This window comes from Candidatus Electronema sp. JC, from assembly GCF_048287365.2.
Lineage (GTDB): Bacteria > Desulfobacterota > Desulfobulbia > Desulfobulbales > Desulfobulbaceae > Electronema.
Genome location: NZ_JBLWEM020000060.1, coordinates 1 through 11,985, shown reverse-complemented (window position 1 = coordinate 11,985; position 11,985 = coordinate 1). Strand labels below are relative to the sequence as shown.

General features: G+C 61.7%; 10 protein-coding genes, 1 tRNA gene and 1 pseudogene. 5 read left to right on the top strand and 7 right to left on the bottom strand.

Annotation, left to right across the window (positions count from 1 at the left end; genetic code table 11):
- Positions 1 to 163, top strand: a pseudogene (locus ACNKH3_RS09770) (transcriptional regulator); the annotation flags it as partial.
- A 40-nt stretch (positions 164 to 203) separates the two neighbouring features.
- Here ACNKH3_RS09770 and ACNKH3_RS09765 read toward each other — a convergent pair.
- Together ACNKH3_RS09765 and ACNKH3_RS09760 are read right to left on the bottom strand one after the other, a co-directional pair.
- Positions 204 to 1,595 (bottom strand): sigma-54-dependent transcriptional regulator, encoded by a 1,392-nt coding sequence (locus ACNKH3_RS09765; protein ID WP_420209093.1) that lies wholly within the window; start codon positions 1,593 to 1,595, stop codon positions 204 to 206.
- Complete coding sequence (locus tag ACNKH3_RS09760) at positions 1,573 to 2,481, bottom strand: PHP domain-containing protein (RefSeq protein WP_420209092.1); 909 nt, start codon at positions 2,479 to 2,481, stop codon at positions 1,573 to 1,575. Before ACNKH3_RS09760 ends, ACNKH3_RS09765 begins: the two co-directional genes overlap by 23 nt.
- Here ACNKH3_RS09760 and ACNKH3_RS09755 point away from each other — a divergent pair.
- The 3 genes from ACNKH3_RS09755 (at position 2,462) to mnmA (ending at position 5,870) form a co-directional block, all read left to right on the top strand.
- Positions 2,462 to 2,743 carry a hypothetical protein gene (locus tag ACNKH3_RS09755; protein ID WP_420209091.1) on the top strand — a complete coding sequence of 94 codons (282 nt, stop codon included), beginning with the start codon at positions 2,462 to 2,464 and terminating at the stop codon, positions 2,741 to 2,743. The genes ACNKH3_RS09760 and ACNKH3_RS09755 overlap by 20 nt on opposite strands.
- Positions 2,744 to 2,856: 113 nt before the next feature.
- On the top strand, positions 2,857 to 4,680 hold the full coding sequence (locus ACNKH3_RS09750; RefSeq protein ID WP_420209090.1) for a hypothetical protein: 1,824 nt from the start codon (positions 2,857 to 2,859) through the stop codon (positions 4,678 to 4,680).
- 122 nt (positions 4,681 to 4,802) lie between these two features.
- Positions 4,803 to 5,870 carry a tRNA 2-thiouridine(34) synthase MnmA gene (mnmA, locus tag ACNKH3_RS09745; protein WP_420209089.1) on the top strand — a complete coding sequence of 356 codons (1,068 nt, stop codon included), beginning with the start codon at positions 4,803 to 4,805 and terminating at the stop codon, positions 5,868 to 5,870.
- 78 nt (positions 5,871 to 5,948) lie between these two features.
- Here the strand turns inward: mnmA and ACNKH3_RS09740 are convergent, their stop codons facing one another.
- The 3 genes from ACNKH3_RS09740 to ACNKH3_RS09730 all read right to left on the bottom strand — a co-directional run bounded on the left by ACNKH3_RS09740 (position 5,949) and on the right by ACNKH3_RS09730 (position 10,446).
- Positions 5,949 to 8,189, bottom strand: coding sequence for a CHASE2 domain-containing protein (locus tag ACNKH3_RS09740; protein ID WP_420209088.1), 2,241 nt, complete (start codon positions 8,187 to 8,189; stop codon positions 5,949 to 5,951).
- Between the two features lie 20 nt (positions 8,190 to 8,209).
- Positions 8,210 to 9,568, bottom strand: coding sequence for a FecR domain-containing protein (locus tag ACNKH3_RS09735; RefSeq protein ID WP_420209087.1), 1,359 nt, complete (start codon positions 9,566 to 9,568; stop codon positions 8,210 to 8,212).
- Between the two features lie 119 nt (positions 9,569 to 9,687).
- Positions 9,688 to 10,446, bottom strand: coding sequence for a phosphatase PAP2 family protein (locus tag ACNKH3_RS09730; protein ID WP_420209086.1), 759 nt, complete (start codon positions 10,444 to 10,446; stop codon positions 9,688 to 9,690).
- Between the two features lie 165 nt (positions 10,447 to 10,611).
- Between ACNKH3_RS09730 and ACNKH3_RS09725 the strand changes: the two genes are divergently transcribed.
- Positions 10,612 to 10,688, top strand: a tRNA-Arg gene (locus tag ACNKH3_RS09725).
- A gap of 71 nt (positions 10,689 to 10,759) precedes the next feature.
- Here ACNKH3_RS09725 and ACNKH3_RS09720 read toward each other — a convergent pair.
- Positions 10,760 to 11,410: a phosphatidylserine decarboxylase family protein gene (locus ACNKH3_RS09720; protein WP_420209085.1), complete on the bottom strand. Its 651-nt coding sequence runs from the start codon at positions 11,408 to 11,410 to the stop codon at positions 10,760 to 10,762.
- Between the two features lie 201 nt (positions 11,411 to 11,611).
- The coding region (ilvN, locus tag ACNKH3_RS09715) for an acetolactate synthase small subunit (RefSeq protein WP_420209084.1) at positions 11,612 to 11,985 on the bottom strand (374 nt) is incomplete at its 5' end.

Sequence of the window (11,985 nt, the reverse complement as noted above, 5' to 3'; positions counted from 1 at the left end):
CATGGAGATTCTGCGCGATTACGGCTATGTTGACGCGAGAGGAATGGGTGTGCGCACCAAGGTCATTCCTTTGATGCGGCAGCACAACGGCGCGGAGCCGGTCTTTGCGGCCAGCGAGGACTGCCTGAAAATTGTCCTGCCGAGAAAAGGCGGCAGGTTTTGATGTCGTTGACACCCCTGTGCCCAATATCGCCGCACAAGGGCTACTTCTTCTTCCGCTGGAGATTATACTTTTTCATCTTGTACTGCAGCAGACTCTTGGTGATGCCGAGCTTCTCCGCCGCTCTGGCCTGCACCTGGTCCGCCTCGTCCAAAGCCTGGCGGACGAGCTTTTCCTCAATGCCGTTGAGGACATCGGCCAGCGGCAGCCCGGCAGGCACGAACTGATCCAGCTCCACGCCGGAACTCCATTCCTGCGGAGAGGGGAGATGGCTGGAATCCGGCTGCACGTCCTCGGCCTCGATGCGGCAGTTGTTGCAGAGGATGGCCGCCCGCTCGATGGTGTTCTCCAGCTCGCGGATATTGCCCTCCCACGGCAGGCTGACTAAAAGCCGCATGGCTTCCGGCGTGATTTCGAACTTTTCCTTGCCCAGCCGCAGGCTGTTCTTCTCCAAGAAATGATGCACCAAAGCGGGAATGTCCTCCACCCGATCACGCAGCGGCGGCATCTGGATGCGAATGACGTTGAGGCGGTAGTACAAATCCTCGCGGAAATTGCCTTTATCGACCTCGTCCTTCAAATCCTTGTTGGTGGCGGCGAGGATGCGCACATCGACCTGAATGGTGCGGCTGCCGCCGACCCGCTCAAAGGCTTTTTCTTGCAGGACGCGGAGGAGCTTAGTTTGCAGGGGCAGGGCCATCTCGCCGATTTCATCGAGAAAGAGCGTGCCGGTGTCGGCCAGCTCGAAGCGGCCCTTGCGCATGTAGGCGGCATCGGTGAAGGAGCCTTTCTCGTGGCCGAACAGCTCGCTTTCGAGCAGATGCTCGGACAGGGCAGCGCAGTTGACGGAGATAAACGGGGCCTCTCTGCGCGGGCTGAGGTTGTGGATGGCGCGGGCGACCAGCTCTTTGCCGGTGCCGGACTCGCCGGTGATCAGCACTGAGGACAGGGCCGGGGCCACCTTCTCAATCAGCCGGTACACAGCCAGCATGTTTGGGTTTTTGCCGATCATGCCGCCGAAGCCGGATTTTGGCGCGGCCTCGCTGCGCAGCCGGTTGACCTCGCGGATCAGGCTGTAATGCTCCACCGCCTTGCGCACGGCGGCTATCAGGGCCTCGTTGGAGAAGGGCTTGGCCAGATAGGTGAAGGCGCCGAGGTGCATGGCCTGCACCGCCTTGCCCACCTCGGCGTAGGCAGTGACGAGAATCACCGGCAGGTGGCGGTTGAATTCCTTCAGCTTGGCCAGCAGCTCAATGCCGTCCATGCCCGGCATCTTCATGTCCGTCAGCACCAGATCGAGATCGGTCTCGCGGGCGACTTTCAGGGCTGCCGGGCCGCAGTCGGCGGTGAAGACCTCGTAGTCCTCGTCGCGCAGCAGTTCAGAAAGAACAATCAGATAATTCGGTTCATCGTCAACAACAAGTATGGTCTGCATGGTCTGATGCGTTCAAGGTCGAAGTTCGGGGGGCGCGCAGGCGGTCGCGGAGCTGCTCCATGATCGAGTCAGGCGGAAAAAATCCGGTCGCCCTGCCGGCCAGCCCTTTGATCCGGCTGTCGCCGTGATAGTCGCTGCCGCCGGTGGCTATGAGGCCGTGCTGTTTCGCCAGTCCGCTGAAAAGCTGGATCATGTTGTAATTATGGCCGGGATAGTGAATCTCCATGCCGTCCAGATGTCGTTCCGCCAGCTCGCGGACAAGCTGCGGCTGCGCTTTCAGCTCCGGGTCAATGATGCCGGGATGGGCCAGCACTGCCACGCCGCCAGCTTCGTGTATTATAGCAATAGTTTCCGCCGCTGAATAGGCAAATCGCCCGCACCAGGCCGCTTTGTTTCTGCCAAGATAGAGCGTGAAGGCGTGGTTGAGGCTCTGCACGTAGCCTTTGGCTAAAAGCAGGCGGGCGATGTGCGGCCTGCCGGTCTGGCCGCAGGCGGAGAGCCGCTCGGTCTCCTCCATCGTTATGGCGATGCCGAGCTTGACTAACTTGTCCAATATCTGCACGTTGCGCTCTGCGCGGCCCTGCTGGAGCCGGGCCAAGGCTGCGCAAAGCTGAGGATTGGCCAAATCCACGCCGTAGCCGAGGATATGGATGCAGCCCTCGCCGTGTCGAGCACTCAGTTCCAGCCCGCTGAGCACGTCCACGCCATGCTCAGTGCCCAGCCGCATGGCCTCAGCCACGCCTTCCACGGTGTCGTGGTCGGTGAGGGCAAAGCCGGTCAGCCCGCTCGCCGCCGCCATGCGGATGAGCTGAAGCGGGGTGGCGGTGCCGTCGGAATAAACGGAGTGGGTGTGAAGATCAACGCACATGGTTTTCAGCCAGTTCAAGAAAAGCGGCTTGCCGCGCAAACAAGAGGATGCTGAAGGAACCATACTCGGCGCAGACCGCTTTTGTCAATCACGGGCCGCAGATGCCGGGCCTGCCCAAAGCAGCGCGGCTGCCCGCTGTTTTCGCATCTATGATGCAATAATAAAAGAAAAATCCCGTGTCGCCGCCGCTCTGTGGCGGAGCCGCATTGTTTTGCATGAGCAAAAAATTGAAAATACCTTCTTTTGCCAAGCAACAGCAGAAAATATCTCTGTTTCCTAAATAATCAGGGCGTGAAGCGAGCCGGTTCTGATTGTGAAAAAAGCGGAAATGCGGTATAATCAGGCAAGCAAGCGGCAAGAAAAAATAATTTGCGGCGCCAAGGGAGAAATGTCATGAAAGCGAAAAAAATTGCAGCATTATGCCTGACCGCGCTGTTGCTGACAGCAGACGGGGCGCAGGCTGAGGAGCCGGACTGCGGCACGGCCTATGCCTACGGCGAAAAAAAATTCAACGAAACTCCGGGCGGCGGGCCGTGGGAGCGCGGCTGGCAGATCACAGTTTCTGACGGCAGCAGCTTTGTTGTGCCTGTTTATACAGGAATTGAGAAAAATAAGACAGCCTCCGGCACTGTGGCAGGCGTTTTGTCAATCAGCTATGAGAACGGCCTGCTCAAGCTGAATTTCGCCATGCTGGACGGCTATGCCATGAACGAGACCAGCTTTTACTTGAGTGACAAAAAAGCTCCAACCACGGCCCACGGCCAGTACAGCAAGTACAATCACGCTGATTTGAACGGCAGCACGGCGGACAGCTACGAGCTGGATGTCTCCGTTTATGCGGGCGAGACCTTGTATCTGGCAGCAGCCCAAGCTGCTGTCTGCGCTGGAAAAACCCTGCCGCCGGACGAAAATTGCGCCGACAGGCCGCTCTCTTGGCAGGGTGCTTGGCAGGAAACGCAGATTTATGCGGCAGGCAGCGTTGTTCAGCGCGGCGGCAGCAGCTACGTGAACACCTGCTGTGAATCCATCGAAGGCGTGGAACCTGCTTTTGACCCTGCGCCAGTGGGCTGCTGGGATTTGCTGGCCGCTAAAGGTGAGAAAGGCGACATCGGTGAAACTGGCCCCGCAGGGCCGCAGGGAGTTCAGGGTGAAATTGGCCCGACGGGTCCCGCTGGCCCTCAAGGTCTGAAAGGCGACACGGGTGAGAAAGGCGATGTCGGCCCGATTGGCCCTGTTGGGCCGCAGGGGATCCAAGGTGTGAAGGGGGACACAGGTGACAAGGGCGATAAAGGCGACACCGGAGCTGCTGGCCCGCAGGGCATTCAGGGTGAAACCGGCCCGACGGGTCCCGCTGGCCCTCAAGGCGACACAGGAGCGGCAGGTGCTGTCGGCCCGGCAGGCCCCGCCGGGCCTCAAGGGCCGACGGGCGAGACCGGTGCTGTTGGGCCGCAGGGAATTCAGGGTGAGGTCGGCCCGCAAGGCCCGCAGGGTGAGAAAGGCGACACTGGCCCCGCTGGCCAGCAGGGTCCGAAAGGCGACCAAGGTGCCGCAGGTCCTGCCGGCCCGGCTGGGCCGCAAGGCCCTCGGGGGCCTGAGGGGCAGCAGGGGCAGACTGGCCCTGTCGGGCCGCAGGGGCCGCAAGGGCCGGCGGGCATCTGCGAATGTCCGTCAACATCTTCAGACCTTGTCATGCTTGCTTCGCAATCCACAGCGGAGTCTGCGGCAGTTCCGGCGACGCAGTGCTATGAAGGCGATTTCATGGTCGGCATTGACGAGAACGGCTGGATCATCTGCCGGGACGCTGGCGGCAGCTGCCGCACGGCCTTCGCCTATGGCCAGACCGAACTGGATGACATGCTGCCGATGACACTCTGGGGCTGGCAGCTCACTTTGAATCAAGGGCAGACTGTGACACAGCCGCTTTACACCGGCGCGGCAGGCAACGACCTGAGCAAGGCGGTTCGCGTCGGCGAGCTGACCGCAGCCTATCTCAGTGAAAAAGTTGCAGTCACCTTCAAGATGACTGCCGAGGCGGCGATGAGCGCAACTTATCTGCATGTGGGGGAAAGCAATGTCGGCGCTGCGCTGCCCAGCGAGTACGGCAATGCGCATGAGGGGTTGAACAACGCTCTGGTGGACAGCTATGAAGTCAAGGTAAGCGGCGCGGGAGCCAGCCTCAGAATTGTCGCCAGCGCGGTGGTCTGCAATAAAAAATAAATCGCCTTCTCTGCGGCGCGGCATGACGGGCGGCCTTGGTTCAGGCCGCCTTTTTTTATTCTGGTTTGCCAGAATTTTGGTAAAATAGGGGCCTTCCTTTGATCAAAAGCCAAGAGTGTCCAATGCAACTGAAACTTTCCGCAGAATGGATGCCGCCCGCTCCTCCGTCTGTTATCGGCATCGCCCTCAGCGGCGGGGTTGACTCCACGACCGCCGCCGCCCTGCTGCTGGAGCAAGGCTTTGCCGTGCAGGGCTTTTTCATGCTCCTGCTGCCGGAGAGCGGAGAACAGGCCGCCAAGGCGCAGGCTGTTGCCGATCAGCTCGGCATTCCGCTGCATCTCGTTGACCTGCGGGAGGAATTCCGTCAGCAGGTCATCGCCGCCTTTGCCGCCGCCTACCGCTGCGGCCTGACTCCGAATCCCTGCATCCTCTGCAACCGCCTGATCAAATTCGGCCTGCTTTTCGAGGCGATGGCCGCCAAAGGCATGAAGGCGATGGCCACCGGCCATTATGCGCGGACTGAGGGCGGCTGCCTGCGCCGTGGCCTCGATCCGGGCAAAGACCAGTCCTATTTCCTCTGCCGCCTGAGCGCGGCGCAGCTGAAACGGCTGATCCTACCGCTGGGAACATGGCGGAAAAGCGAGATCTTCGCACGGGCGGCGGAGCTGGGCTTCAGCCAGTTCAAGGCGGGCGGCGAGAGCCAAGATGTCTGCTTCCTCGCCGGGCAGGATTTGCCCTCGTTCCTGCGCCAAGAAGGGCTGGAGGCCCGCAGCGGCGAGATTGTCACGGCGGACGGCAGGGTTATAGGCAGGCATCAAGGCTGCTGGAACTACACGGTCGGCCAGCGGCGCGGCTTGGGCCTGCCGGACGCAACCCCGTGGTACGTGACCGGCTTGGATGGGGCGGGCAACCGGGTGCTGGTCGGCAAAAACGAGGAGCTGTTCCAGCGCGAGCTGCTGCTGGCCGAGGTGGAATGGCATATACCGCCGCCTGCGCTGTGGCGGGGCCGGGCGCAGCTCCGTTCGCGCCATCAGGCCGCCGAGGCGCAGGTCATGCCTGCGGAAAACGGCTGCTGGCGGCTGCGCTTTGACGAGCCGCAGCGGGCGGTCACGCCGGGCCAGTTCGCAGTTTTCTATGAGGACGACCGGGTGGCAGGCTCAGGAGTAATCCAACCCGGTCTGCTGCCTTGACTGTCCACTGGCCAGCAGCTCAGGACCATCTTTGAGGGTGTGCTGCTCCTGCGGGATGTCGTCCAGACGGCGTTGCCTTCACTTGCTCCGCAAATCAGTGATGCCGTCCCAGTGCGGCGGCGGATTTTCGGCCAGCAGGCGGCAGCGTTCGATGTACAGCTTGCAAAGTTTGTCTTCTTCCGGCTGCTGCTCGGCCAGGCGGGCAAAAAGCTGACCCGCCTCGTGAAAATCGCCGCTGCTGTACAGTGCCAAGGCGGCGTTGTGCAGCAGAAATTTTTCAGTAAGAACGATATGTTCTCGTTCACCCAAAAGCTGATAGATCGCCACCGGCTCGCTTTTGCCGACCACCCGCACCGTGTCCACCCGGCGGAAGAGGAATTGGCCCTCCGGCTCCAGCGCGTCGAACACCGCGCCGCTGACGATAATCTCCGCCCCGTAAAGTTTGGTCAGCCCCTCCAGCCGGGAGGCGAGATTGACTGTGTCGCCGATCACCGTGTATTCAAAACGCTGCTGCGATCCCATGTTGCCGACCCGCGCCATGCCGCAGTGAATGCCGATGCCGATGCGGATGGCGGGCAGGCCCCGCTTCAGCCAGGAAAGGTTGAGTGCCTCCAGCTCGTTGAGCATCGCCAAGGCGCACTCGCAGGCATGGCGGGCATGGCTCGGCGTGGTCAGCGGGGCGTTCCAGAAGGCCATCACCGCGTCGCCGATGAATTTGTCCACTGTGCCACGCCGGTTCATCACCGCCGCTGTCATCGGCGTGAGGTATTCGTTGAGAAAGGCGCAGAGGGCTTCAGGCCGCATCCGCTCCGCCATGCTGGTGAAGCTGCGGATGTCGGAAAAAAGGATAGTCAGCTCGCGCTCCTCGCCAGTCAGCACCACGCTGTCCTGATTCTTCACCAGCTCCTCCACCACTTCCGGGGAAAGGTACTGGGCAAAGGCGGAGCGCAGCCGCTGCGCCTCTTTTTCTTCGACAAAATAGTTGATAAAGGTGAGGACGGAAAAGAGCAGCAGGGACGCGGCGACAGGAGTGACCATGTCAACCAAGAAGCGGTGCCGCTCCAGCATCCAGACCGAGAAGACGATGCAGCCTGCGGCTGCGGCGAAGGTCAGCAGCCCGCCGACAGCGGCGCCGGTGCGCGGCAGCAGCAGGGCCAGCAGCAGACCGAGCGCGGCGAGCTGGACAAGCTCCAGCCCTCGGATCCACTCAGGCCGGTGGAGGAAGCTGCCGGTGAGGATGGTGTTGAGGGCTTGGGCGTGAAATTCCACGCCGGGAAAAACCTCGCTCACCGGCACGGCGATGAGGTCGAAAAGACCGAGCGCGGACGTGCCGACGATCACATAGGCATCCCGCAACAGGGCCAGCTCCGCTGATGTCAATGCGCCGTCAAGCAGGTCGGCGGCGGAAAGATAGGCCAGCCGGTGAACCGGATCGACCTGATCCTCGGCATGGGCTGATTTGCTGAAATTGACCAGCATTTCCCCCCGCCGGGTGGTGGGGATGCGGTGCGGGCCGACCTGCACCGTCCGCACGCCGTTCTCATTGCTCTCGACCACGACTGGCGCGGCACCGCCCTCTGCCGCGCGCAGCATGGCCAGCGTCAGGCTGGGATTCGGCTCGCCGTTGAAACTGATCAGCAGGGGCAGGCGGCGGACAATCGCATCCTTGTCCGGGACGATATTAAAAAAGCCGCTGCCTTGGGCGGCCCGCTCCAGCAGCGGCAGATTGGTGTCCGCAGCGGCGAACTGATGCAGAAAGGGAACAGGGTCATGGTCTTTGAGAAGAAAGCCGCCGCTGCGGGGTTCGGCGGTCTTGCGCTCGACCGCGCCCCGGCTGGTGAAGAGATGGCCGAGAATGACCGGCGCCGGGCTGTCTGCAAGCGTTTTGGCCAGCACCTGATCCGGGTCAGGCAGGCGGTTCAGATAATCCCGCGCCGCCGCAGGCATCGCCGTCGCGTCAGCTTCTTCGGCCAGCCGCGCGGGCGAGCTGCGGTCCGGCTCGGCGAAAACAATGTCCAAGCCGATGACCTTGGGCCGGGCGGCGGCGATGCGGCTGATCAGCTCCGCTGTCCGGCTGCGCGGCCACGGCCACTGGCCGAATCGGGCCAGGCTGCGCGGGTCAATGTCAACAATCACCACCGGCGGCTTGGCCAGCGGCGCGGGCAGCTGCCGGAGGAGGAGGTCGAAGGACTTGAGCCGCAGCTCCTCCAGCAGGGGCGGATCAAAAAAGGAGACAAGAGTCAGAGCGAGCGAGGCCGCCGCGCCGACCATGCGGGCCAGCTGCGCGGCGCCGCAGCGCTTTCTGCCAGCGGCAGCCATGCGCTCAAATCCCGGCGGCGTTAATACTCATCATAATGACGCGGTTTGGACGGACTGACCACCGGGCCGCTGCTGTCGTCAGGATAGTCGATCAGCTCGCTCGGATCAACAGGAGGCGGAACAGCGACAAACGGCGGCCTGCTGTCCTGTCCGTCTTTTTTTTCAGCGCCGTCCTCCTTGGGCGGCTCGGCAGGCTGAGGCGGCTCTAAAGGTGGCACGTCTCTTTTCTCGCGGAGATCAGCGGGATCCGGTTTTTCCGCAACCGAGGGCGGCTCAACGATATCGCGATCTTCGAGGGCGATTTTTGAGCCGCATTCGGCTTGACTCTCTGTGAAGGCCCGGCCTGACTCAAACTTTGAAATGCCGAGCTGCTCCGCCGCTGTCTCCACCAGCTCGCGGTCCACGCCGGAGCAGTACAGGGCCTTCATCGAAGGATGAGTCAGCTTCTCCCTGTTCTGGGTTATGAAGGCGAGGATTTCCGCCGGAGCAATGCCTTTGTTCAGCGCGTTTTCCACTGCCACATAAAGACCGAACTGCTCCTCCTCCTCAAGAAATTTCTTGCTCCATGAGGCGGATGCGCCTGGCGCGGCGGCAAAGCTGTCCAATTCCGGGGCGATGCGGCTGAGGGTCTTTTTGGCTTCTGGCCCAACAGGCTCAGCTGCACAGACCGCGCAGTCAGCCACCGCGCCGGTGACAGACTCCGGGCCGACCAGCGACGAGCTGCCGCCCGCTCCGCTCAGTTCCACGGTTGAAGAGCCGCCGCCTGTGATCAGCACGGTCATCAGTACCGAGGGCTTGTGCGGCGCCGGGCCGACGGCAAGGGCGAAATCGGTGCCTCGTGCGCCTGCGACCGCAGTCGGGGTGCGCACCTGATAGGCGCTGTCGCCGGTCACTTTGGAGACCACAGTTCTCAGCCGCCCCAGCAGCAGCTGGAGCTTGGTGTCCCGGCGGCCTGCGTCGGGATTGTAAAGCGAACGGTCAATCACTAATTTGGAATACGCTGTCAGCGTCACCGCGCTTTTGTCGCGCAGCTCCATCGTCACCCGGCTGTCTTTCGCAGTGATCAGGGTGTCGCCGTTGAAAATCGGGGAGCCGCTTTGCAGGGCATAGGCTTCCGCGCCGCCTTTATGGATCACCAGCACGGTGCCTTGAAGGCTCTGCACTTGGCCTGCCGGAGCGCCGGAGCCGGGCTGAAAACCGGCGGCAATTGCAACAGAGGCTGGCAGCAGGGGCGCGGCGGGCACGGATTCTGTTGCAGCGAATTTGAGCAGATTCTCTGCCGAAGGGCAGTTGTCATCAGCCAGCCCGGCGGCTGGTGTGGTAGCCAGCAGGGCGAAAAACGCCAACATGCTGGCAAACAGGTGCAACGCGGCTTTCATTGCGGTCTCCTTGAGCGAAGGGATGGGAGTTCAAAAACAGGCCCATCTTAATCCGTCCGCACAGCCATGTCACCTGTTTTTTTAATGTTTTCCTCTGATTTGTTTTTGGGGCGGCATTCTCATGATTCTGCCCTGTCCGGTCGGGCCTGACCGGACGGAAGAAATTCAGCTTCCTGCTCCGCCGCCTCCAGACCCATCAGCAAGGCCAGTCCGCCGCCGATCAAATACAGCAGCCCGCCTGCCCAGAGAATGTCGCTGGCAAAATGCCCGCCTTGCAGGATGCGGGCGATGCCGACCAAAACGCCGAACGTCAGCCCCAGGCCAAGAAACGCCGCCGCTGTTTTTCGATGCCGTCCCCGCAGGGCGAACCACGGCGCGATGGTGAAAAAAGCGATGGCCGCGTGGCCGGAGGGGAAGGAGCTGTTGCCGCCTGCGTCGCCGGGCTGCCAGAACTGAGTGAACTGATGGCTGCCGCCGAATTCGACGATCTCGCGGGGCCGCGCCCGGCCAACCTGTTCTTTGAGCAGGAGATTGACGGTCAGGCCGGGGCCGACGGCGATGAAGAGGAGAATAAACAGCGCCGGTCTGCGCCAGTCTGTCCAGCGTCCGGCGACAAAACCGGCCAACAGTGCCAGCAGTGCGGCGGCGGCGATCAGCATCGCCGGAACCGCCGCCCAATGGTAGAGCTGGCTCCAAGGAAAGATGTTGCCCGCAGGCCAGGCCCAGCTTGAGGCGGGCAGCACGGCGGCGATGGACAGATCTCGCGGCACCAGCGTGGCGATGATCAGCCGGTCAGCATCCGTGAACCAGAGGGCGGCGCTGGCCAGCAGAAGGAAAAGGAAGACGAATGCGAGTTCAAGCAGTCTTTTTGTCAGCATGCGGCTCTGAAAAGGCGGGCGGGCGGAAAGGGAAACAGGCTGCGTCGACGGAACGGAGAAGAATTCCTGCCCGGCGCAGTTTTTTTATTTGCAGACTCCCCTCAATAATACTATATTAGCGGCTCAGATGCCAGAGCAGCCGAATCCGGCGCGGCTCTCATCTGCGGGCGGGTAGCTCAGCTGGATAGAGTGTTGGCCTCCGAAGCCAAAGGTCGCGGGTTCGAATCCCGCCTCGCCCACCAGCATTTCAGCACATTACGCCTCATCACGTCACTCAGCCGTCCTGCTGGCTTCTTTTTTTGCCGCACATCAATCAGTCCTGCCGCAGCCGCCCGATCACTGTCTCGCCCGACTTCACCTTCTGCCCGACTTGCACCATCGCCGCGCTGCCCTTGGGCAAATACAAATCCACCCGCGAGCCGAAGCGGATCAGGCCGTAGCGCTGGCCGGTGCGCACCTGATCGCCCGGCTCGGCCCGGCAGACAATGCGGCGGGCGATCAGCCCGGCAATCTGCACTGCCGCATACTGCTGCCCGGCTGCGGTTGCAACAAGCACGGCGCAGCTTTCATTGTGCAGAGCGGCCTTGTCCTGATCAGCAGCGTAGAAGCGGCCCGGCTGAAAGACCACGCGCCGCACTGCGCCTGCCAAAGGGATGCGGTTGACATGCACGTTGAAGACATTCATGAAGATGGAGATCCGCAGCGCGTCCTGATGCAGGAAGCGGTCGTCGTGCAGTTCCTCAATGCGGATGACCTTGCCGTCCGCCGGGGAGACGAGCGCGCCGCTGTCTTCCGGCAAAGTGCGCTCTGGGTCGCGGAAGAAGTAGGTGACAAAGGCCGTCACTGCCAGCCCGGCAAAGGCTGCATAGCGATATTGCAGCGCAGCGCAGAGCAGCGCGGCAAAAGCGGCGAAGAGGATGAAGGGCAGGCCCTCTTTGGCCACAGAGAATTCAGGGGTTTTCATGGGGTGTGATCAGGGGAGAGCAGGAGCGCGGAAACTGGAACCTTGGTTCGAGACAAACTGGAACCAAGCATCGGGATGATCTCGAATGAGTATTCGAGGCAATCTCGAATTAGTATTCCAGTCTCCCTCGAATGAGTATTCGAAGGAGACTGGAATGAGCATTCGAGATAAACTCGAACTATAGTTCGAGATGAGTTCAGTCTACTTCTTCGGCGCGCGGGCCATGGCAACCGTGCCGGTGCGGACGATCTCTTTGATGCCGATGGGCCGCAGTATGTCAATCACCGCCCGGACTTTGGACTCGGAGCCAGTGATTTCCACGGTGTAGGAAGTCGGGCTGACATCCACCACCTTGCCCCGGAAGATGTCTATCACCCGCAGCACCTCGGCCCGCGTGCCAGCCTCAGCCTTCATGCGGATCAGCACCATCTCGCGCTCGACGTACTCGCCTTCGCTGATGTCGCTGACTTTGATCACGTCAATCAGCTTGTGCAGCTGCTTCATGATCTGCTCGATGATCTGCTCGTTGCCCCGTGTCACCAAAGTCAGGCAGGAGACTTGGGGGTCAAGGGTTT

Excerpts from the sequence above, each read along its gene's own strand:
- ACNKH3_RS09765 (WP_420209093.1), bottom strand. The coding sequence starts at position 1,595 with ATGCAGACCATACTTGTTGTTGACGATGAACCGAATTATCTGATTGTT.
- ACNKH3_RS09735 (WP_420209087.1), bottom strand. The coding sequence starts at position 9,568 with ATGAAAGCCGCGTTGCACCTGTTTGCCAGCATGTTGGCGTTTTTCGCC.
- ACNKH3_RS09720 (WP_420209085.1), bottom strand. The coding sequence starts at position 11,410 with ATGAAAACCCCTGAATTCTCTGTGGCCAAAGAGGGCCTGCCCTTCATC.
- ACNKH3_RS09750 (WP_420209090.1), top strand. The coding sequence starts at position 2,857 with ATGAAAGCGAAAAAAATTGCAGCATTATGCCTGACCGCGCTGTTGCTG.
- mnmA (WP_420209089.1), top strand. The coding sequence starts at position 4,803 with ATGCAACTGAAACTTTCCGCAGAATGGATGCCGCCCGCTCCTCCGTCT.
- ACNKH3_RS09740 (WP_420209088.1), bottom strand. The coding sequence starts at position 8,189 with ATGGCTGCCGCTGGCAGAAAGCGCTGCGGCGCCGCGCAGCTGGCCCGC.
- ACNKH3_RS09755 (WP_420209091.1), top strand. The coding sequence starts at position 2,462 with ATGGTTTTCAGCCAGTTCAAGAAAAGCGGCTTGCCGCGCAAACAAGAG.
- ACNKH3_RS09730 (WP_420209086.1), bottom strand. The coding sequence starts at position 10,446 with ATGCTGACAAAAAGACTGCTTGAACTCGCATTCGTCTTCCTTTTCCTT.